This is a genomic window from Staphylococcus caeli, assembly GCF_900097965.1.
In the GTDB taxonomy this organism is placed as follows: domain Bacteria; phylum Bacillota; class Bacilli; order Staphylococcales; family Staphylococcaceae; genus Staphylococcus; species Staphylococcus caeli.
Genome location: NZ_FMPG01000011.1, coordinates 54,042 through 76,229 on the forward strand (window position 1 = coordinate 54,042; position 22,188 = coordinate 76,229).

26 protein-coding genes are annotated in these 22,188 nt (G+C 32.9%); 18 read left to right on the forward strand and 8 right to left on the reverse strand.

Annotated features, from left to right (window positions below; translation table 11 throughout):
- The first annotated feature begins 130 nt into the window (after window positions 1–130).
- A complete protein-coding gene (dinB, locus tag BJS11_RS10300; protein ID WP_069996106.1) occupies window positions 131–1,201 on the forward strand; it encodes a DNA polymerase IV in 1,071 nt (356 codons plus the stop codon).
- A gap of 34 nt (window positions 1,202–1,235) precedes the next feature.
- Here dinB and BJS11_RS10305 read toward each other — a convergent pair whose 3' ends face one another.
- Together BJS11_RS10305 and BJS11_RS10310 are read right to left on the reverse strand one after the other, a co-directional pair.
- Window positions 1,236–1,790: a 3'-5' exonuclease gene (locus BJS11_RS10305; protein WP_069996107.1), complete on the reverse strand. Its 555-nt coding sequence runs from the start codon at window positions 1,788–1,790 to the stop codon at window positions 1,236–1,238.
- A 204-nt stretch (window positions 1,791–1,994) separates the two neighbouring features.
- Window positions 1,995–2,498, reverse strand: coding sequence for a ferritin (locus tag BJS11_RS10310; RefSeq protein WP_069996108.1), 504 nt, complete (start codon window positions 2,496–2,498; stop codon window positions 1,995–1,997).
- 168 nt (window positions 2,499–2,666) lie between these two features.
- Between BJS11_RS10310 and murT the strand changes: the two genes are divergently transcribed.
- Together murT and gatD are read left to right on the forward strand one after the other, a co-directional pair.
- Window positions 2,667–3,986 carry a lipid II isoglutaminyl synthase subunit MurT gene (murT, locus tag BJS11_RS10315; RefSeq protein ID WP_069996109.1) on the forward strand — a complete coding sequence of 440 codons (1,320 nt, stop codon included), beginning with the start codon at window positions 2,667–2,669 and terminating at the stop codon, window positions 3,984–3,986.
- On the forward strand, window positions 3,983–4,708 hold the full coding sequence (gene gatD, locus BJS11_RS10320) for a lipid II isoglutaminyl synthase subunit GatD (protein ID WP_069996110.1): 726 nt from the start codon (window positions 3,983–3,985) through the stop codon (window positions 4,706–4,708). Before murT ends, gatD begins: the two co-directional genes overlap by 4 nt.
- A gap of 78 nt (window positions 4,709–4,786) precedes the next feature.
- Here gatD and BJS11_RS10325 read toward each other — a convergent pair whose 3' ends face one another.
- On the reverse strand, window positions 4,787–5,773 hold the full coding sequence (locus tag BJS11_RS10325; RefSeq protein WP_069996111.1) for an FUSC family protein: 987 nt from the start codon (window positions 5,771–5,773) through the stop codon (window positions 4,787–4,789).
- A 173-nt stretch (window positions 5,774–5,946) separates the two neighbouring features.
- On the opposite strand from BJS11_RS10325, the gene map reads away from it, so the two are divergent.
- From map to vraR, 5 genes are all read left to right on the forward strand, one after another.
- Window positions 5,947–6,699: a type I methionyl aminopeptidase gene (map, locus tag BJS11_RS10330; protein WP_069996112.1), complete on the forward strand. Its 753-nt coding sequence runs from the start codon at window positions 5,947–5,949 to the stop codon at window positions 6,697–6,699.
- A 104-nt stretch (window positions 6,700–6,803) separates the two neighbouring features.
- Window positions 6,804–7,190, forward strand: a complete 387-nt coding sequence (locus BJS11_RS10335) for a hypothetical protein (protein ID WP_069996113.1) — start codon at window positions 6,804–6,806, stop codon at window positions 7,188–7,190.
- Between the two features lie 16 nt (window positions 7,191–7,206).
- Entirely contained in the window at window positions 7,207–7,908 is a 702-nt protein-coding gene (gene vraT / locus BJS11_RS10340) for a cell wall-active antibiotics response protein VraT (RefSeq protein WP_069996114.1), read from the forward strand.
- On the forward strand, window positions 7,905–8,948 hold the full coding sequence (gene vraS, locus BJS11_RS10345) for a sensor histidine kinase VraS (RefSeq protein ID WP_069996115.1): 1,044 nt from the start codon (window positions 7,905–7,907) through the stop codon (window positions 8,946–8,948). Before vraT ends, vraS begins: the two co-directional genes overlap by 4 nt.
- Window positions 8,938–9,567, forward strand: coding sequence for a response regulator transcription factor VraR (vraR, locus tag BJS11_RS10350; protein WP_069996116.1), 630 nt, complete (start codon window positions 8,938–8,940; stop codon window positions 9,565–9,567). Before vraS ends, vraR begins: the two co-directional genes overlap by 11 nt.
- Before the next feature lie 72 nt (window positions 9,568–9,639).
- Here vraR and BJS11_RS10355 read toward each other — a convergent pair whose 3' ends face one another.
- The 3 genes from BJS11_RS10355 to BJS11_RS10365 all read right to left on the reverse strand — a co-directional run bounded on the left by BJS11_RS10355 (window position 9,640) and on the right by BJS11_RS10365 (window position 11,798).
- Window positions 9,640–10,794, reverse strand: a complete 1,155-nt coding sequence (locus BJS11_RS10355; protein WP_069996117.1) for a YihY/virulence factor BrkB family protein — start codon at window positions 10,792–10,794, stop codon at window positions 9,640–9,642.
- Between the two features lie 248 nt (window positions 10,795–11,042).
- Window positions 11,043–11,327 (reverse strand): hypothetical protein, encoded by a 285-nt coding sequence (locus tag BJS11_RS10360; RefSeq protein ID WP_069996118.1) that lies wholly within the window; start codon window positions 11,325–11,327, stop codon window positions 11,043–11,045.
- 6 nt (window positions 11,328–11,333) lie between these two features.
- Window positions 11,334–11,798 carry a low molecular weight protein-tyrosine-phosphatase gene (locus BJS11_RS10365; RefSeq protein ID WP_069996119.1) on the reverse strand — a complete coding sequence of 155 codons (465 nt, stop codon included), beginning with the start codon at window positions 11,796–11,798 and terminating at the stop codon, window positions 11,334–11,336.
- A 134-nt stretch (window positions 11,799–11,932) separates the two neighbouring features.
- Between BJS11_RS10365 and BJS11_RS10370 the strand changes: the two genes are divergently transcribed.
- From BJS11_RS10370 to BJS11_RS10380, 3 genes are all read left to right on the forward strand, one after another.
- Window positions 11,933–12,136, forward strand: a complete 204-nt coding sequence (locus BJS11_RS10370) for a DUF1128 family protein (RefSeq protein ID WP_069996120.1) — start codon at window positions 11,933–11,935, stop codon at window positions 12,134–12,136.
- 16 nt (window positions 12,137–12,152) lie between these two features.
- On the forward strand, window positions 12,153–13,391 hold the full coding sequence (locus BJS11_RS10375) for an aminopeptidase (RefSeq protein WP_069996121.1): 1,239 nt from the start codon (window positions 12,153–12,155) through the stop codon (window positions 13,389–13,391).
- 90 nt (window positions 13,392–13,481) lie between these two features.
- Entirely contained in the window at window positions 13,482–14,003 is a 522-nt protein-coding gene (locus tag BJS11_RS10380) for an acyl-CoA thioesterase (protein WP_069996122.1), read from the forward strand.
- Window positions 14,004–14,070: 67 nt separating this feature from the next.
- Here the strand turns inward: BJS11_RS10380 and yfkAB are convergent, their stop codons facing one another.
- Entirely contained in the window at window positions 14,071–15,225 is a 1,155-nt protein-coding gene (gene yfkAB, locus BJS11_RS10385; RefSeq protein ID WP_069996123.1) for a radical SAM/CxCxxxxC motif protein YfkAB, read from the reverse strand.
- A 250-nt stretch (window positions 15,226–15,475) separates the two neighbouring features.
- On the opposite strand from yfkAB, the gene BJS11_RS13630 reads away from it, so the two are divergent.
- The 7 genes from BJS11_RS13630 to BJS11_RS10415 all read left to right on the forward strand — a co-directional run bounded on the left by BJS11_RS13630 (window position 15,476) and on the right by BJS11_RS10415 (window position 21,054).
- Window positions 15,476–15,649: an SE1561 family protein gene (locus tag BJS11_RS13630; protein WP_142351588.1), complete on the forward strand. Its 174-nt coding sequence runs from the start codon at window positions 15,476–15,478 to the stop codon at window positions 15,647–15,649.
- Window positions 15,650–15,740: 91 nt separating this feature from the next.
- Window positions 15,741–16,259: a type 1 glutamine amidotransferase domain-containing protein gene (locus BJS11_RS10390; protein WP_069996124.1), complete on the forward strand. Its 519-nt coding sequence runs from the start codon at window positions 15,741–15,743 to the stop codon at window positions 16,257–16,259.
- A gap of 314 nt (window positions 16,260–16,573) precedes the next feature.
- Window positions 16,574–17,386: a monofunctional peptidoglycan glycosyltransferase SgtB gene (gene sgtB, locus BJS11_RS10395; RefSeq protein ID WP_069996125.1), complete on the forward strand. Its 813-nt coding sequence runs from the start codon at window positions 16,574–16,576 to the stop codon at window positions 17,384–17,386.
- A gap of 184 nt (window positions 17,387–17,570) precedes the next feature.
- Window positions 17,571–18,389, forward strand: a complete 819-nt coding sequence (recX, locus tag BJS11_RS10400) for a recombination regulator RecX (protein ID WP_069996126.1) — start codon at window positions 17,571–17,573, stop codon at window positions 18,387–18,389.
- Window positions 18,367–18,681, forward strand: a complete 315-nt coding sequence (locus tag BJS11_RS10405; protein ID WP_069996127.1) for a YfhH family protein — start codon at window positions 18,367–18,369, stop codon at window positions 18,679–18,681. The genes recX and BJS11_RS10405 overlap by 23 nt, the downstream gene beginning before the upstream one ends.
- A 15-nt stretch (window positions 18,682–18,696) precedes the next feature.
- Window positions 18,697–20,229, forward strand: a complete 1,533-nt coding sequence (locus BJS11_RS10410) for an ATP-binding cassette domain-containing protein (protein WP_069996128.1) — start codon at window positions 18,697–18,699, stop codon at window positions 20,227–20,229.
- A 9-nt stretch (window positions 20,230–20,238) separates the two neighbouring features.
- Window positions 20,239–21,054: a sugar ABC transporter permease gene (locus tag BJS11_RS10415; protein WP_069996129.1), complete on the forward strand. Its 816-nt coding sequence runs from the start codon at window positions 20,239–20,241 to the stop codon at window positions 21,052–21,054.
- 67 nt (window positions 21,055–21,121) lie between these two features.
- On the opposite strand, the gene BJS11_RS10420 is transcribed toward BJS11_RS10415, so the two are convergent.
- Window positions 21,122–22,099, reverse strand: a complete 978-nt coding sequence (locus BJS11_RS10420) for a metal-dependent hydrolase (protein ID WP_069996130.1) — start codon at window positions 22,097–22,099, stop codon at window positions 21,122–21,124.
- Between the last annotated feature and the right edge of the window lie 89 nt (window positions 22,100–22,188).

Below are 22,188 nucleotides of genomic sequence, written 5' to 3' on the forward strand. Positions count from 1 at the left end.
CAATATTTTAAAATAGTTAAGCACTAGCTCTTTTTTTGAGCAAATTTTAAGATATTGTTCTAAGTTCCATGTAATATATTAACGAATAGAAGTCAAAATGACTCAATAAAGTTGTAGGGAGGTGAACGTAATGTCAGAAAGAAGAATAATTCACATTGATATGGACTACTTTTTCGCACAAGTAGAAATGCGAGACAATCCTAAATTGAAAGGTAAGCCAGTTATTGTTGGCGGTAAAGCAAGTGGGAGAGGTGTTGTATCTACAGCGTCATATGAAGCAAGGAAATTTGGTGTACACTCTGCCATGCCGACTGCGCAAGCACATAAACTTTGTCCCAATGGTTATTATGTAACCCCTAGGTTTGAAGCTTATAAAGCAGCATCAGATAAAATTATGAAAATATTCAAGAGTTATACAGAAATTGTAGAACCATTGTCATTGGATGAAGCTTATTTGGACATTACACACCTTGTAAGGCAAGACTTACCAGCATCAAGCATAGCTCAATATATACGTAGAGATATTTACGAAGCGACGCAACTCACCTCATCTGCGGGTGTATCTTACAATAAATTTCTTGCTAAACTGGCGAGTGGCATGAATAAACCTAATGGCATTACCGTCATTGATTATCATAATGTGCATGAAATATTAATGAGATTAGATATTGGTGATTTTCCAGGCGTAGGTAAGGCTTCTAAGCAAAAAATGCATGAACAGGATATTTATACTGGTCAGGACTTATATGATCAAAGTGAGCGCGATTTAATAAGGCTATTTGGTAAACGTGGTCATGGACTTTATAATAAAGCAAGAGGTATCGATCATAATCCGGTTAAATCTACGAGAATTAGAAAATCAGTAGGTACAGAGCGAACATTTGCAACGGATATGAACGATGATGAAGCGATTTTGCAAAAAGTTTGGGAGCTCAGTCATAAAACAGCAGAGAGACTTGCAAAGTTACAGAAATCTGGAAAAACGGTAACAGTTAAAATTAAGACATTTAAATTTGAATCATTGTCTAAACAGCGTAGTTTACGTGATCCTGTACGATCAGAAACAGATATTTACAATATTGCTTATGATTTGTATACAGATTTAAAAGACCCTGAAATACCTATTCGGCTTGTAGGTGTTACAGTGGGTAATCTTGAAAAGGCGACATATGAAAATATGACGATTTATGATTATATCTAGATAAAAGTCATTAAAGGAAATATTGCGACAACTATCAATCTTTATCTTTTAATGTTTTGCCATAAACGCGAAGCATACTTTCTAAATTATCATAATGTTTAAGTAAGCGAAATGTTATCATAGCACAAGCTTTAGCATCATTAAGTGCATCATGATGTCCGTGAAAATCTAAATTGTAATATTGCATCATATAATTCAAACCATAACGATGATGATTTACTGTTCTTCTCGCAAGTTGTAGTGAACAAAAATAAGTCATATCAGGCGTAGTAAATCCTGACGCTTTAATACTTGCATGAAGCACGTTCATGTCAAATGCAGCATTATGTGCCACCACGGGTAAATCATTAATAAATTGCATCATATAGGGAAAGACTTTATCGAAGGTAGGTGCATCGTTTACATCTTCGGGTTGGATACCGTGTACGGCAATATTTTGATGGGAAAAGTAATCTTTTGGATTTACTAATGTGTAAAAGGATTCTGTAATTTGATGGTTTACCACCTTCACCATTCCGACAGAACAAATACTTGTGCGCTGACCATTGGCAGTTTCAAAATCTAAAGCAATAAAAGCATCTGAGTGCATGATGTTAGTGTCCTTTCTATAAATGAATATGCTATGACTTTAAAGAAATAATTTCTAACCGTCAAGCACGAGAATTGTATACAACGGATAAGGGCATTAATATCCATATATAATTAAATGCTACATAAGTAAGACGCATGCTTATTAATAGGCATGCGTCTTTTTGAGACAAAACTTAAGTTATAAATTTATTACAATGGCATATTATGCTTCTTCGTCAAATGAACGGGCAGCTAATTCTTTTTCATAAAGATAAAGCGTATTGCTATCATCACCGATACGATTTAAATAATCAATGTGTGTTTCAAACATTGCTTCTTCTTCAACTTGTTCATCTAAGAACCAATTTAAAAATGAAATGGTTGCATAATCTTTGGCTTGATTTGCTAAATCAGAAAGGTTATAAAATCTGCGCGTTACATCTTGTTCTTGTGCCAAGCCATCCTCAAACGTTTCTAAAATACTGTTGAATTCTGTTTTAGGTGCTGGGATTGATGCAAATAATGCATGGCCACCACGATCATTGATATAATCATAGATTTTTTTACCGTGGAATCGTTCTTCTTTTGCTTGTTGAATATAGAAATTCGCAAAACCTTCATATGAATTGTCATCGCAATATGCAGCCATTGCCATATATGCATGTGCAGCAAAGAATTCGTGATTCATTTGTTCATTTAAAGCATTTAATAATTCTTCATTTAACATAAGTAATGAGCCTCCTATACTTTTTTTATAGTATAGCAAAACGATATGCAGTAGTAAATCATGTGTTCTTTTCAATGGGAAATCCAGTCATAATTTGAATTGAGAATTGTTTGGAATACAACACAATCATGTTATAATATTTGAGTGATAGAGTAGAGGAGGAACTAAATGAGACATTGGACTGCGACACGCTTAGCAAAGTTGGCGAGACAGGTGAGTAAAGTTGCCGGGAAAAAAGGTACAGACTTGCCAGGTCAAGTTGCTAGAAGAGTGGATAAAAATATATTAAGAAAATTAGCATCTCAAGTAGATGAGATTGTATTTATAAGTGGTACAAATGGGAAGACTACGACTTCTAATTTAATCGGTCATACATTAAAAGCCAATGATATTAACATCATACATAATAATGAAGGTGCCAATATGGCTGCAGGTATTACATCTGCGTTCATTTTGCAAAATGAAAAAAATACTAAAATTGCAGTCATCGAAATAGATGAGGGTTCTATTCCACGAGTACTTAATGAGGTTACACCGACAATGATGGTCGTAACAAATTTCTTCCGTGATCAGATGGATCGCTTTGGTGAGATTGATATTATGGTTAATAACATTGCTAAAGCTATTAGTAATAAAGGCATTAAATTGCTATTAAATGCGGATGATCCATTTGTGAGTCGGTTAAAAATTGCGAGCGATAGCGTGGAATACTATGGTATGAAAGCACACGCACATGAGTTTGAACAAAGTACAATGAATGAAAGTCGTTATTGTCCAAATTGTGGTCGATTATTACATTATGACTATATTCATTATAATCAAATCGGACATTATCACTGTGAGTGTGGTTTCAAACGTGAAGATACTAAATACGAAGTGTCGTCATTTACGTTAACACCATTTATTAATTTAAATGTTGGTTCAACGACATTTAATATGAAAATCGCAGGTGATTTCAACACTTATAATGCGATTGCGGCATATACGGTATTAAGAGAATTAGGACTGAATGATGAAGCTATTCGTCTTGGCTTTGAAACGTATACTTCTGATAATGGACGCATGCAGTATTTTAAAAAGGGCAATAAAGAAGCTATGATTAACCTTGCTAAGAACCCAGCAGGTATGAATGCAAGTTTATCCGTTGGTGAACAATTAGAGGGAAGTAAAGTCTATGTTATGAGTCTGAATGATAATGCTGCAGATGGACGTGATACGTCTTGGATATACGATGCAGATTTTGAAAAATTAACGCGACAAAACATTGAAACGATTATTGTAACAGGTACAAGAGCAGAAGAATTACAATTAAGATTAAAATTAGCTGGTGTTACAGTACCGGTCATTTTAGAAAAAGATATCTATAAAGCGACCGCTAAAACAATGGATTATAAAAATAGTTTTACAGTAGCGATACCTAATTACACATCACTCGCACCAATGTTGGAACAACTTAACCACTCGTTTGAGGAGGTCAAATCGAAATGAATGAATTAACTGTATATCATTTTATGCCTGATAAATTAAATCTATATAGTGATATTGGCAATATTATCGCATTAAAACAACGTGCCAAGTTACGTAATATTGAATTGAAAGTCGTTGATGTGAATGAAACAGAGGGTGTAACACTTGATGATTGCGACATCTTCTTTATTGGTGGCGGTAGTGATAGAGAACAAACTTTAGCGACGAAAGAACTCAGTAAGATAAAGGACATCTTGAAAGATGCAATTGAAGATGGGATGCCAGGACTCACTATTTGTGGTGGCTATCAATTCTTAGGCAGTAAGTATATTACACCTGATGGTACGGAATTAGCTGGTTTAAACATCTTAGATTTCTATACAGAGTCTCAAACAGATCGTCTTACAGGTGATATTGTTATTGAAAGTGAAACGTTTGGAACAATCGTTGGTTTTGAAAATCACGGAGGTCGAACGTACCATTCATTTGGTACGTTAGGTCAAGTTACACATGGTTTTGGTAATAATGATGACGATGCTAAAGAGGGTATTCATTATAAAAATCTGTTAGGTACCTATTTACATGGGCCTATTTTACCTAAAAATCATGAAATTACAGATTATTTATTAGAAAAAGCATGTGAACGTAAAGGTTTCGCTTTTGAACCTAAACAGGTCGACAATACAGAAGAAGAAGCAGCAAAACAAGTGATTGTTGATCGCGTTACCAAAAAGCAAAAATAATAAAAAACGCGTTCTTGTTAACAAGTGCAAAAAGGCACTATGACAAGAACGCGTTTTTGTTATGGTTGAAATCAAGTGTTATGCAAAACGATGGTCTAATATACGATAAATTAAGAGAATCTCATATATAATGTGGCTTTTGAGTTGGTTATCGTCAAATTCATCTAGACCTTTTACAGACATTTTAAGTAAAGAGGCATGTTGTTGTTTACGTTCGAAATGTCCTGTCGTGTAAATCAAACTTATACTTTGGGCAATACTTAATATTGCCATTTTTTCTTCATTCGTAAAAGTGATGTTGGTATCTTTAGGTAAATATACTAAGTTTGATAAATGTGTAATGAATAACCGATTAGTGTGCGCACGAGTTGTCAGTGATTTAAGGCGATACCATTCTGAATCATGATGTTTATGATAACTAAGTTCATCTTTCTGATATGACAATAAAGTTTCAACTTTTTGATTTAAATCAGTGAGGTGATTCAGTTGATGATAAGGTGCGCCTTTGGTGAATTTACCTAGTAATAATTGACGCATACGAAGCTCAAACAGTGTGTACATTTTTGATTCGGTCAAATTTATGGTTGATTCTACTTGGTCATAATATTTGGGTGGTAAGATAATAAAATTGACCAACACTGCCGTTACGAGACCGATGATGGCAGTTAATAGTCTTGAGAAGAAATTGAAGAAGTATGCCTCATGTATTCCGGGTATCATTGCCATGGCTGTTAATGTGGCTACAGTTGTACCGACTTGTAAATTCAATTTCGTACATAGAATAATCGTAAAGGTTGCACTAAAAGCATAAGCAAAAGGAGATTGATCTCCAAATATAAACGTGAAGACCACTGAAAATAGCGCACCTATAATCGTAGCGGGTAAACGTTTATAGCCTTTTTTTAAAGAAGCCTTTGCGGTTGGTTCGATTGTTACGATAGCGGTTAAAATTGCGAAAATTGGATTTAAATTAAGGGCTAAACAAAATAATGCCGTTAAAAACGTCGCTAAACCGGTCTTTATCGTACGTGCCCCGATAATGCGTTTGTACCATATGTCTTTCATATTAAAACTCCTGTTATACGTATCAGCATGCTTAATTCACGAATTGCTTTAGAGTGATGCGATTCATTTAACAACATGTTAAACTATACGTGTTAAAATTTTCTAATTTATTATATCAAAAAAAGTCTGCTATAATAAGTAAGAATATAAATTTCAAAAAGGAACGGGATAATATGATTGTAAAAACAGAAGCAGAATTAACAGCATTAAAAGAGATTGGCTACATATGTGCACTTATCAGAGATACAATGCAAGCTGCCACTAAACCAGGCGTAACAACTAAAGAATTGGATGATATTGCAAAAGATTTGTTCGAAAAACATGGTGCAATTTCTGCACCCATCCATGATGAAAACTTTCCTGGTCAAACATGTATTAGTGTTAATGAAGAAGTAGCGCATGGTATCCCAGGTAAACGAGTGATTCGTGAAGGAGATTTAGTAAATATAGATGTATCTGCACTGAAAGATGGCTATTATGCGGATACAGGCATTTCATTCGTCGTAGGTGAAGCGGATGATCCATTGAAACAAAAAGTCTGTGATGTTGCACTAGAAGCATTCGAAGCAGCAATGACTCGTGTTAAACCAGGTGCGAAATTAAGCCAAATTGGTAAAGCAGTCCATGCAACTGCACGCAAAAATAACCTGACAGTTATTAAGAATTTGACTGGTCATGGCGTGGGCCAATCATTACACGAAGCACCTAACCATGTGATGAATTATTATGAACCTAAAGACAAGACATTGTTAAAAGAAGGTACTGTCATTGCGGTTGAACCATTTATCTCTACAAAAGCAACATTCGTCACAGAAGGTAAAAATGAATGGGCATTTGAAACAAGCGATAAAAGCTTTGTTGCACAAATTGAACACACAGTCATTGTGACAAAAGATGGACCAGTATTAACTACTAAAATAGATTAGATAGTGTTTCGGTCTAAAGTCCTAATATAAGATGGTTCCGGAGCCTATACCTAAGGTTCCGGATATTTTTTATAATAGAATCTAATCCAGCATGAGGTGATTCTATGAATTATATTACGTCTTATTTAGAAAAAGTAACTAAAAACTCTGTATATACAAGTTTAGTAGAATATAGACAATATTTAGATAAAAAATTAAGAAGTATTGAAATGTATATTAATTATTTAATTGAAAGAAAAGTTTATGTTGGCAATTTAATTGACAGCTTAACACTATCATTAGAGAATAAATATATTGACATGATAGATGAAACATACATTTATTGTGCACAAAAGATTGAACACTCAGAAATTGAAAGTATAAAACAACAATTAAATGAAATGGAAGCAGATTATGCGCGAATTGAAACGGATTTATCACAAAGAGCAGTTGAACGTGCCAATGTTGAAACTGAATGTGATTTAATTGAACGGATCAGTTTAGTCGCTTGAAGAAAGGTGGCGAAACATGACTCATAAGTATATATCCACAGAAATGCTTATTGTGTTTACAGCATTAATGATTATAGCCAATTTTTACTATATTTTCTTTGAAAAAATTGGTTTTTTACTTGTGTTATTATTAGGATGTATTTTAGTTTATGTGGGTTATATATACTTTCATAAGGTGCGTGGGTTACTTGCATTTTGGATAGGTGCATTGCTCATTGCGTTTACCTTACTTTCTAATAAATACACAATTATTATATTATTTGTATTTTTACTTGTACTCATCGTAAGATATATTATTTATAGATTTAAACCACTAAAAGTTACAGCTACGGAAGAAGAAGTAGAATCACCAGAATTTATCAAACAAAAATGGTTCGGTGAACAACGTACGCCAGTATATGTATATAAATGGGAAGATTTACAAATACAACATGGTATTGGTGACATCCACATTGACATGTCTAAAGCAGCGAATATTAAAGAGAACAACACACTAGTGATTCGTCATATTGTAGGAAAAGTTCAAATCATAGTTCCTTTAAATTACAATATTAATTTGCATTTCACAACATTATATGGCAATGCATATGTAAATGAAACATCATATAAAGTTGAAAATAATAATATTAAAGTGGTTGAAGAGACTAAAGCAGAGAATTATGCAGTCAATATTTACGTTTCATCATTTTTAGGTGATGTTGAGGTGATTTATAAATGAATCACTACTTTAGAGCCATAGGTTCAATGCTCATTTTGGTATATAGTACATTCTTTGCAATATTCTTTATAGATAAAGTGTTTGTGAATGTTATGTATTTTCAAGGTATGATTTATACTCAAATATTTGGCATACCAGTATTACTATTTATAAATATATTGGTCGTATTACTGTGTATTATAGTAGGATCTGTATTGGCATATAAAATCAACCAACAGAATCATTGGCTGAAAGACCAAATCGAACGTTCTATCGAAGGACAGACGGTAGGCATCAATGATCAGAATATTGAATTATATAATGAAACGATTGATTTATATCAAACCCTGGTTCCATTAAATCAAGAAGTACATAGATTGCGTATGAAGACACAAAATCTAACTAATGAATCATATAATATCAATGACGTTAAAGTGAAAAAAATCATTGAAGATGAACGGCAACGGCTAGCACGAGAATTGCATGACTCGGTAAGCCAACAGTTATTTGCTGCCAGCATGATGTTGTCAGCGATAAAAGAAACTGAGTTAAAGGCGCCCCTTGATCAGCAAATACCAGTATTAGAAAAAATGATACAGGATTCTCAATTAGAGATGCGTGCGTTACTTTTACACTTAAGACCAATTGGACTAAAAGATAAATCTTTAGGTGAAGGTATTAAAGACTTGGTAGTTGATTTGCAGAAAAAAGTACCTATGAAAGTAGTGCATGATATAGAAGAGTTTAAAGTGCCTAAAGGTATTGAGGACCATTTATTCCGCATTACTCAAGAAGCAATATCTAATACGTTACGACATTCTAAAGGTACAAAAGTGACGATTGAATTGTTTAATAGAGAAGAATATTTATTGTTACGTATACAAGATAATGGTAAAGGGTTTAATGTTGATGATAAGGTTGAACAAAGCTATGGACTGAAAAATATGCGCGAACGTGCGTTAGAAATAGGTGCGACGTTTCATATTGTTTCTTTACCAGATGCAGGCACAAGAATTGAGGTTAAAGCACCATTAAATAAGGAGGATTCAAATGACGATTAAAGTATTATTTGTTGATGACCATGAAATGGTTCGAATAGGTATTTCTAGTTATTTATCTACACAATCAGATATTGATGTAGTAGGGGAAGGTAAGTCAGGTAAAGATGCAATTGAAAAAGCACATCAACTGAATCCAGATTTAATCTTAATGGATCTACTTATGGATGATATGGATGGTGTTGAAGCTACTGAACAAGTAAAAAAAGATTTACCACATATAAAAGTAGTAATGCTGACAAGTTATATTGAGGATCAAGAAGTGTATCGTGCATTAGATTCTGGTGTAGACAGTTATATATTAAAAACTACGAGTGCAAGTGATATTGCTGAAGCAATCCGTAAAACATACAATAACGAGTCTGTATTTGAAGCGGAAGTATTAGTGAAAATGAGAAATAGAATGAAACAACGTGCAGAGTTATATGAAATGTTAACTGAGCGTGAAATGGAAATTCTATTATTGATTGCTAAAGGCTATTCTAATCAAGAAATTGCGAGTGCGTCTCATATTACAATTAAGACTGTAAAAACACATGTTAGTAATATATTAAGTAAATTAGAAGTTCAAGATAGAACACAAGCGGTTATTTATGCATTTCAGCATAACTTAATCCAGTAAAACCTTATAAGATAAAAATGCCCACGGAATATTTTAATGTTCCGTGGGTATTTGTAATTATAAGTCTAACGCTTAACCTTTATTGATAGATGTATCGTTATCCTGTTTATCATCATTGTCATTGTCGCTTTCAGTTTCATTGTTAGCGACTGAAGTATTGCGGTTATGTTCAATATCATCTAAAGTTTGTTCTTCTGGTGTTTTACCAGATACAACTTTACGTTGATGGAAGATTGCATTGATTTCAGCACCAATAATAATAATAAATCCTGTAATATACAACCATAACATCAAGATGATGATACCTGCGATACTACCGTATGTTTTAGAGTAATTGGCAAAATTCGAAATGTAAATGGAAAATAAGAATGAACCACCTAAGAATACAATTGTCGCAAAAATGGCACCAGGTATAACTGACATAAGTTTAATCTTAACATTTGGCGCCAAGGTATATAATACGATAAAGGCGATTAAAACAACGATAACTGGTAATACGAAACGTATTACATCAAATACCCATTTTACTTGATCACCCAATCCAATTGGACCAAATAATAAATCACCAATTTGCTGACCAAATGTTGGTAAGACAAGTGCAACTGGCATAACCACAATCATGGCTAAAGTAAATAACACACTGTATAACTTAGCTACGACAAAGTTACGGCTATCTTCGACATCATAAGCAACATTAAAGGCATTCATTAATGCAGTCATTCCGTTTGAGGCAGACCAAAGTGCCATAATTAAACCGACAGATAGTAAACCGCCACTGGCATTGTCCATAATGTCACCAATGATACTAGAAACTTGTGGTGCATAATCATGTGGAACATGTTCTTTGATTAAATCTCTAATTGTCGATTGTTTGACTCCAACAACTGGCACGATTGATAATAAGAATAGTAACATCGGGAATAAAGATAACATGAAATAATATGATAACTGTGCAGATAGGCCAGATGCGTCATCTTTACCGATTCTGTACACTAGATAAGAAAAGAAATTCGAATCTTTCGTGTATTTTGCTGGTTTGTTAATGCGTGATACAAAGAACGCTTGATTGTCTTTCTTTGGTGTTTTTGATTTAAATTCATCAGGCGTAATGTATGTACGGTCACGTTCGATTTGCGAACCGTTTTGTTCATTGGATTGTTTATCTTCTACTTCGTCATTCTTTGCTTCATTGAGAAAATTAGAAGTTGTTTTATCTTTTTTAGACATATCAAATCTCCTTATGTATTAAATTTTTTAATATACCTTTAAATATACTTTAAATTGTAGGTAAGGTAAATATGTGTTGTATGATTATTTATTTGAAAATGAAAAATAGCAGTACATAAAAGGGGACAGGACTGAAATCAACTTGATTACTTTGATTTCGATTTCCTGCCCCCACATGTATGTTAGATACCTATTAGTTTAATTATGAAATAGCAAAAGATATCTAATTCAAACCCTTAAGTTCAGTATTAACCATTTAAACGATTGTTTTTACGTTCAACAAACGTATTTTTAGCATCTTTTAAAGTACGCTCTAATTCAGGATTATTGCGTCTGATTTCTTCAACAACATCTTTCCAATAAAAGACTTCATCTTTAATGTTATTAATCGCTGAAGGTTTTTGTGAGCGTGTACCTTCTTTTCTATCTTTGATTGATTGTTTTAATGATTGACGCGTTGATTTGTCAGCAAGTGTAGCTACGCCTCCGACTACTGCACCTAATAAAATTCCTGGAATTAATTTGTTTTGCATGATGTGTTACCCCTCTCTTAAATTAGCATCTTTAATTATAAAATTGATTAAATTATCACAAGATGATTGTACCATTTTATATACGCCTTCGAAATTATTTGTATAATAAGGATCTGGTACATCTGTTTCACTCATATCACTAAATTCTAATAGTTTGTACAATTGACCTTTAAGATTTGGATTAATTTGTTTAATGTTATCAACATTACTTTGATCCATCGCAATGATATAGTCGAAGTCATCATCTGACTCAAATAATTCACTAATCATGCCATTAAAAGGTATATCATGTTCTGTTAGAATCGCTTGAGTACCCTCATGAGGTGGTTCGCCTAAGTTCCATTGACCAGTACCTCTAGAGGTCACCTTAATATCTTCTATATTTCTATCTAATAATTTTTGTCGCATAATAGCTTCGGCCATTGGTGAACGACAAATATTACCTAAACATACGAATGCTACTGTAATCATTTGTGTACCTCCAAGTTTATATAGTCTTCATTCCCATTTTAATGCTTTTTTAATCATTTCAAAAGGGAAATGGTGGTAAAAGTTTTACAAGATACACAAATTTGATAGAATAAATTGAAAAAGAGGTGAATAACGTGGCAAAAACAATAGAGCAAATGATAGAAGAAATTCGTGATCGTTTAAATCTTGTGAATCAAAGTTTAATTGATCCAGATAAATATAAATCTGCCGATGAACAAGAAATTCGTGAAATACATGAATATGTGACATCGAAAGCGTCATTCACACCAAGTGAAGCGTCAGCGATTGCCGATGCACTTGGTCAAATTCGTAAATAAAAGGGGGAACAAGTTAATGACACAATTACAAGATAAACTTCAGCAATATGCGGAATTATTGGTTGGTGTAGGCATGAATGTTCAAAAGGGGCAGCCAGTTTTCATTCGTTCTAGTGTAGATGCTTTAGAATTAACACATTATATCGTAGAAGCGGCATATCAACGTGGAGCATCTGACGTGAAAGTAGACTACAGTGATGACCGTTTAACACGTTTGAAGTTTGAATATGAATCACAAGATCATTTTCAAAATAATGAAGTAAAAGCATATGATGTTGAAAAACGTATGGACTATGTACATAGAGGAGCAGCTAATTTGGCGCTCATCACTCAAGATCCTGATTTATTAAACGGAATAGATAGTGATAAATTATCAACATATCAAAGACAATATTCAACGGCATATAAGGATTATATGGAAGCAAGTCAGAAGAACCAGTTTCCATGGTGTGTTGCGGCTTATCCATCGAAAGCATGGGCGAAGCGTGTTTACCCTGAACTTTCAATTGATGAGGCTTATAGCAAATTTATCGATGAAGTATTGGATATTGTACGTGTCGATGGTAATGATCCAGTTGAAAATTGGAAAAACCATGTCCAAAATTTAAGCAAACATGCGCAACGATTACAGAATAAAAATTATAAGGCTTTACATTATGTATCAGAAGGTACTGATTTAGTCATTGGCTTACCAGAAGGACACATTTGGGAAGATGCGACGAGTTATACAAGTAAAGGTCAGGCATTTGTTGCTAATATCCCAACTGAAGAGGTGTTTACAGCACCACATCGTTTAAATGTAAATGGTCACGTCACAAATAAATTACCATTGAGTCATAACGGTAATATTATTGATGGCTTTACTTTAACGTTTAAAGATGGTGAAGTTGTAGATTTTAAAGCAGAACAAGGTGAAGCAGTGTTACGCGATTTACTTAGTACAGATGAAGGTGCACGTAGACTTGGTGAAGTAGCACTTGTGCCAGATGATTCTCCAATTTCAAATCGTAATACTATCTTTTATAATACGTTATTTGATGAAAATGCATCTTGCCACATCGCTTTAGGTTCAGCATATGGATTTAATGTTGAAGGTGGTACAGAAATGACTACTGAGGAAAAATTAGCACATGGCTTAAACGATTCACTTGTGCATGTTGACTTTATGATAGGTAGTCCGGATTTGACTATTTATGGTATTACACAAGATGATACTGAAGAACTCGTGTTTGAAAAAGGAAATTGGTCAAAATAGAATAATCTGAATCTAATGGTAAATTACGGTTCATTATAAATCTGATGACATACATTTATTTGGATAAAGAGAAAAGGAAATGATTATATTATGGGGAATGTAAAACGTAAATCAATGTCTGAATCAAGAAGTGTTAAGGAAAGACAAGTCTTCCCGCAAGATACCAACCATTTACATACAATGTTTGGTGGGATGTTGATGGCAAATGTTGATGAAATTTCTGCAATAACAGCGACTAAACATAGTAATTCGCAAGTAGTAACGGCATCAACGGATTCAGTAGACTTTTTAAAACCAATAAAAACAGGAGATATTGTGTCGTATGAAGCGATGGTAACCTATGCAGGTAAATCATCTATGGAAGTATGCGTACAGATTATCATTGAGGATGTTGTAAAAAGTGAGCGCCATTTAGCAGCATTGAGTTTTTTAACTTTTGTGGCATTAGATGAAGAAGGAAAACCACAAGACGTTCCTGAAGTTTATCCTGAAACGCAAACAGAGATGTGGTTTCACGATACTGCACCTGCACGCGTTAAACGAAGAAAAGAGCGTAGACAAGAAAGTAAACAGACGATTGAATTCTTATCAAATGCACAAAAGATAGAATAAAATATTATATAAATCAATATAAGAAACGCCATAGATCATTGTTGTCTATGGCGTTTCTTAGTTTATATTATGACATTGTATAAATTTGATGCATTTTACGTTCTTGTTCTTTGAAATTAGTTTGAGGATAATACATGTTTTTCACAAGAACATTAGGCCCCAAACAATTAAATGCGGAACAATGACAATTTAATGATTGTGCTAATGGAGATGCAAGCCATTGATTAAATACATCAGGGAGTTTGTCATTTTTAATATTTGAAATTGTACCATTTTCATCACCAAAGTCAGTGACAATAACATTTCCTGTAAATACATTCACATTCAATCTATTTCTACCATCAGGATCGTTACGCATAGTTACATTAGGTGCTTCTCTCAAGCGTTGTAGTAACGCTTGATCCTGTTCATCATTAATGCATGGATATATTGGTAATGTACCAAAAAGCATCCATAAATCGGGATCACGAATATCTAGCAAATGATGAATTGCAGTTTTCATTTCTTTTAAAGAAAGTACTTCTAATTGACTTGCAAAATCGGCAGGATACATTGGATGAATTTCATGACGTTGACATTTCATATCATGAACAATTTCGTTATGTATCTTTTCCATATGTGGAACGGTACTTTGATTCAACATTGTCTCTGCAGAAACAAACATACCTTGGTCCGATAAAGTGCTCGCATTTAATAACATTTGGTCATATAATTTTAATTTTGCTTTAAGCGGAGGCTGTTTGTCCATTGCACCAAATCCAACTTCTGTAAATTCATCAATAGTTCCCCAATTATGTGAGATATGCATAACATCGATATATTCAGCAATTTCTAAATATCTGTCTAAAGGTAATGTAAGATTTGAGTTCATTTGAACATATATGCCACGATCAAACGCATATTTTAACAGTGGTTTAACCACATTTCTAATCGATTTTTTTGAAAACATAGGTTCTCCGCCTGTGATTGACATGGTTTTTAAATCTGTCACTTCATCTAGACGACGATAGATTAAATCCATCGGTAATGGGTCTGGGTCTGTCGTTTGCAAAGTATAACCAACTGCACAATGACTACAACGCATATTGCATAAATTAGTCGTAGTAAATTCAATATTACTTAATGTTAAACGATTGTGGTCCCGCATATCATTATACGCTTCCCACGGGTCGTTTGTGATTGAAATTGGCTTTTTGACATTCGACGTATGCAAATTCAACATAATTTTAAACTTCCTTCTAATTAACTTTTTTCTTTATGGGTAATGATTACTGTACGTTTAACTTTGATATAGAAAAGTGGATTACATAAGTTCCCTTTAAATATATGCAATCCCAATTCACTAACGTCATTTGAAATCATTTAATATCTAGTCTTTATAAAGATTTCCCTATAATATTATTAAGACTATACCAAAATTTGTCAAATCCGTGTTAGGATAATACTATCATATAAAAAGGAGTCATTTTTAAATGAATGAAAATCAAACCATTGAGCAAATTAGAGCGAGATTAGAAAAGTTTATTGAAGATATCGATCATGTGAATCCAGATGAAGTAAGAGTAGAGGATATAGATGAGTGGATTGGTTTGCTTGATCAACTTGAAGAAAAAGTTAAGACAGTTTCTAATTCATCTGAAGCATAATTAGTAAACTTTATAGTTAAATATGATGTTTAATCCTTTGAAATTTTGTCTATATAAATTATAGAACTTAAATAGAGAAAGGTGATTCATAATGGCTAAAAAAGTAGCAATCATAGCAACAAATGAATTTGAAGATAGCGAATTAACAAGTCCGAAAGAAGCAATTGAAGCAGCAGGACATGAAACAGTCGTTATTGGTGACCAAGCAAATAGTGAAATTGTTGGTAAGCACGGTGAAAAGGTTACAGTAGATGTTAGTATTGCAGATGCGAAACCTGAAGATTACGATGGTTTATTAATACCAGGAGGATTCTCACCAGACCATTTACGTGGAGATGCAGAAGGAAGATACGGTACTTTCGCTAAATACTTCACTAAGAATGATGTACCTGCATTTGCCATTTGTCATGGCCCACAAATTCTTATCGATACAGACGACTTAAATGGCCGTACATTAACTGCAGTATTAAATGTACGTAAAGATTTAACAAATGCTGGCGCACAAGTTGTAGATGAATCTGTCGTAGTAGATAAGAATATTGTTACTAGCCGTACACCAGACGATTTAGATGATTTTAATAGAGAAATTGTAAATCAATTAGCAGATTAATAATATTAGAATTAGTTATATTAAACTAATAAAATAGAGTGATGACTGGAAGAACAATTGGTTATATACTGTAAGTAAGAAAATTACTAGGCAGTGTATTGAAAACATTGTTTTTCCAGTTTTTTATTGCTGTGATGGATGTGCATTATTAAAGAATGCGAGGCGTTTGGTTAGCATAACTGATTATTGTAATACCTTACACTGAGTATTACATACACCCTTGGACTGATTTTTGCAATAAGCTATAGCTAAACGTTTAAAGTATTGATACACTCACTTATAATGATATGAGAGCAACATAAAGGAGCCACCGCATGAAAAGAAGCGATCGTTATAATCAAAGTACCAGACAAAACAATAAAACAGATAACAATAAATTTCAGCATAACACGTATTTTAAACCTGTGAATAAGCCACCAAAAAAGAAAAAAGGTAGTGGATTGATACTTAAATTACTTGTTCCTATTATTATAATTCTGGCCATATTTATAGGTGTAATGTACACATTATCTCTGAGAGCAGATGTTGATGATTTAAAGAGCATAGAAAATAAAGATTCTTATGTTTCAGCTTCAGCAATGCCTGAGTATACAAAAGGGGCTTTCATAGCCATGGAAGATGAGCGTTTTTATAAGCACCATGGTTTCGACGTAAAAGGCACATCACGCGCACTATTTTCGACATTAAGTGATAAATCTGTACAAGGTGGTAGTACAATAACGCAGCAAGTAGTTAAAAATTATTTCTATGATAACGAACAGTCCTTTACAAGAAAAGTAAAAGAATTGTTTGTCGCACATAGAGTTGAGAAGAATTATGATAAGAATGAAATATTGAGTTTTTATATGAACAATATCTATTTCGGTAGTAATCAATATACAGTGGAAGCTGCAGCGAATCATTATTTTGGAACAACTACAAATAAAAACAACACAAGTCTACCACAAATAACTGTATTACAAAGTGCCATACTTGCAAGTAAAATCAATGCACCAAGTGTCTATGATGTTAACGACATGTCTGATAATTTTATTAATCGTGTAAAAACAGATTTGGAAAAAATGAAGCAACAAGGTTATATTTCAAATGATCAATATGAAAATGCTATACAAGAACTCGGTGTATAATACAAAATAGATAGTTTTTTAACAGGCGTAGTGCTAAAACCAAAATAATGGTTTCGGTATTGCGCCTTTATTTATTAGAATGGAACTCTTAATTATTAGAAAATAGAGATAGAATTGATTAAACTAGTCACTATAATTCCATTCATTAACAATATGCGTTATCCTAAGAAGTGGAGTGAAGTACATGCCTAAAATAACTAAAATAGAAGTTCAAAAAAAGAACAAAGAACGCTTTAATTTATATCTTGATGGTGCATTTGAGATGGGCATCGATATTGATACATACGTTCATTTTAATTTAAAAAAAGATCAAATTGTAGACGCGCAAGAAATGGAAAAAATTCAAAATTATGATCAATATAGACAAGCAATAAACGCTGCAATTCAATATTTATCTTATAGAAAAAGAACAGACCATGAAGTCATACAACATCTCCAGAAAAAAGAAATATCTGAAACTGTTATCGCCAAAGTAATTGAATATTGTCACGCACAGCGTTTAATTGACCATGAAGATTACGCAAATAGTTTAAAAAACACAATGATATTAACTACAGATAAAGGTCCTGGAATCTTTAGACAGAAAATGCGAGATGCAGGTGTAGAACAGCACATCATTGATAAATATGCAGACAAATATGAATCTGAACAACCGTTAGAAGATATTGTTAAAGTTGCAAATAAAATATTAAAACAAAAAAAAGGTCCAACTGTTAAAAGAAAAGAAAAGTTAACACAATCACTCTTACAAAAAGGTTATTCTTTTGAAATTATAAAAGAAGCAATGAGTGAAATGGATTTTGAACAACCAGCCGAAGAATTAGATAATTTATTACAACAAGAATTAGAAAAAATATATAATAAGTATTCTAGGAAATATTCAGGTAGAAAATTAATAAATAAAACGATTGAAGGTCTTATGAGAAAAGGTTATAAATATGATAATATTAAAGATAAATTAGAAGAAAGTGGTATTGCCGATGGAACAGAAGAAATTGAGTGAAATGAGTGAAGTAGAATTACGTCACGAGATACAAGTGTATAAAGAAAAAATGAGAAAAGCTGAAATGAATGGCATTTATAATGAGTTTGATGTATATCAAAGTAAAGTCATTATTGCAGAAAGTTACCTTGTAGATAGATCGAAAATTGAAATAGGTAAAATATATAAATTGAATGACGGTACCGATAACTATTTTAAAGTAGAACGTTTAAAAGGTGTTTTCGCGTGGGGCTTTAGAATTAAAAGTTCAGAACCTGAAGAAGGTTTGCCAGTTGCATTATTAAAATTGTAGAAGGATGAAGATAGGATGGGTAGTTCAATTATATTAAAGTTACTTAATGTAACGCATTATTATAGAAATAAAAAATCAAAAAAATGGTATCAACCGTTTGGTTATGATGCTGAAGATATAGAATTGAATAATATAAACCTTCATATCTATCAAGGTGAAGCCTTAGGTATTATTGGTGAAGTCGATTCCTCTAAGTCGTTAATTGGCCGTTTATTAAGTGGCGAAATAAAGCCAGATAAAGGTAAAGTCGTAAGTAAAAAAGATATCTTTTTTGCGGATATCGAAGATAAAAATTTACAATCACGTACGGTAAATGACTATGTCAAACATGCAATCACTTTATTTCCGTATAAAATTGAAGCGCATAAAGTTGATCAAATTATAAAATTTGCGCATCTTCAAGATGATATGGATAAGCGAATTAAGGATCTTTCAAACGAAGCATATGCACGCTTGCTGTTTACACTTGCAAGGACTTCACGCGCTAGTATCATTATTATGAATCAAATATTAACTCACTTAGATGACGAATATTTTGATAAATTAATATCATTTACCCATGAATACATAGAAAATAATTTAACTGTTGTCATGATTGATGACTATGTTGAACGCATTTCAAAGGCAAGTAATTATATTGCATGGGTGTCGCATGGTCAACTTAGGATGGAAGGGTCTTTAAGGCAAGTGTTACCAGTTTATAATGAACACGAAAAAGATCGCCAATCCTTAAAAAGTGACGAAGAAAGAGCTAATTTTGATGTTGACTGGAAAAAAAGTAGAACCCGAATGCCAGAACTAACTTACAATTTTAAAAGAACAGAACGGTATAATCATGCACAACCACCTGTAGCACTCGTGCGATTTTGGACTTTATGTATTGCATTTGTACTCGGACTTGTTTTAATGGCTTTGTTCATGTTTAATAATATCGGGAAAATTGAGATCGGTAAGAATGAAGATCAAGCTTCTATTCAAAATCAACACAAAGATCCATACGAAGAAAAATTAGCTTATGGTATCGTTCTAGATAAATCTATTCAATTAGAGAGTATGACAAATAATAAAAATATCGATGCAGAACGCTATGCTTTCATGACAATCACGGGCGAAAATACCAAAAGTTATCGTGTAACTGTAGATAATAAAAATTATAAAGTTTCCAAAAACAAACTGCGTTATTTTGATCCAGCGAGTCTATTTGAGGAGCATAGTGCAAGCGCATTGGCGCCATATATGCATAAAAATTATAGTAACTATAATGAATTTTTCAATAGTCACCTACATAAAAAGCATAGTAAAGTGACAGATTCACTTGTTCCTGAAGAGGGTAAAGATGATCGTTTCGTAGTTCCAATTGTGCAACAACCGATTTCAATGTTATTCAATGATCAAAATAACCTCATTGGTTTTACAATCCCTATTAAAGATAAGAAAGCATTGAAAAATAAATATGATATTGATGGTGATTTTTGGATTACTAAATCAGGTGAGGGTTACTTCATTGCAGATCTAAAAAATAAAAAATGGATTTATATTGAATTGTAGGTGTAAAAAATGATAGATAGTATGATTAACTATTTCACAAAAACACCATATCTTATGCGACATGCGTATCATCACTTAAAGTCTCAGTGGATATGGTTGGTAACACCATTTATTGTAAGTTTATTAGCGTTATTGACAACGATGGTAATATTTAAAATGAATGGAACCGAGGAAATAAAACAAGCACAAGGTTATTTTAAACTTACTGCTGCTACTAGTTTTCTGTATATTTGGATTGCAATATTTTGTAGTTATAAAACATTTAAAAGTGAGTATTATACGGGTAAGTTATTTAATTTAAATCCAATTTTCCAGAATATAGTAATTGCACTTGTATTGTGCCTAACAATGTTAATTTCATTAATATGTATTATTATTGCTACCCCAGTAAATATAGAAAGCTCAATATATTCAACGTTATTTTTTGCTATTATGTCGGTCTTTTTTGTGGTAATCGTATCTACATTATTGGGCCTATGTTCAATTTTAAACAGAAAAGTGGATATGGTTTACTATGTGGTTTCATGTGTTATGTTTTTTATTGTTCCAATCTTGTTTATACCGAATAGTAACACAACACTATTGACGCATATTCTGATGTTAAATCCTATGTATTACTTAATTGAAGGTTTTGCGCAATCGGTGGTTTTAGGTGTTTTAAGTTTAAATAATATTCCTTACCACTTATACTATTTACTATTTTTAGCACTACTTTGTGTATTTATATATGCATTATATAGAGTTGTTGCGCATAAAAAATATGTATTAGTAAATACTCAAAAAAACGAAGATACACCTAAAGACGATTCAGGACAACATACCTAAGTAAAATAAAAAGAGAATATAAAAATGGAGGAAAACGCTACATGGTTTTCCTCCATTTTTAGTTATGTTATTTCGCAAATAATTTATGTTGCAATTTCTCTTCACTAAATACCCAACCAATGTATGAATGGTCAATAATCATATTTTCGTCTAAATGTGCTATTGCTACAAATGAATAATGTCCATTTTTTAAATAACGTAAATCAATCAGTCTAATTTCAGTGGTATCATCATCTAATTTTCGCGATTGCCAACGATAGATAGACGAAAAATTAAGAAATGTTTTAATGTTTTTATCATACTTTACATAGTGCATTAAGTCGTTGCTTGGAAATGGGTGACGCTTAGATTTATCACTAAAAACGACGTTTCTACCATAACTTCGACCAACATAATCGTGTTCTTCAGTTTGTACGGCAACACGCCATTGCATAAAGCGCATTGTTGGTGCCACAAATACTTTTACCGGATTATGTTCTTGTTTAATTTGTTTCAATGCTTGTTGTTTAATAATCGCTTGCATTCTAAAGCGAATCATATAGTATACTACAAGGATACCTGCGATAGGGAAGAATACAAGGTATGGATGTATTCCTACCATCCATAAAAGTATACCAATGCACCAAATTGTAAAAATGATTGGATCAAATGTATTAATGACACTTAATTGAATCCATTTATTGGTTATTGGTCTTAACGCTTGAGTTCCATAAGAATTAAAAATATCCACAAATACATGTAAGAAGACGGCTAGTTGAGCCCATAACCAAACATGTGTTGGATCTACATTCTTAAAAAAAGTGAATATTAATAATGTAATCAACAACGGCCATAAAATCGTGAAAGGGATTGAATGTGTTATTCCCCTATGATTTGATATATAAGTAGCGTTATCTTTCAATTTAAGAACAGTGTCACTATCAGGGATTAATGAACCGACTACTAACGTTGTTGCAGTGGCAGCGAATGAACCTGCCATAGCTGGGTCTTGGGTAGCTAAGGCGGTGAGTCCGATACCCATGACTATATGTGTTCCTGTATCCATAAGTATTCACTCATTTCTAATCAATAATATATTTATTATAAGCTAATCTGCGGAATATTAAAAATAACATACTGTCTTTTCATATAAAA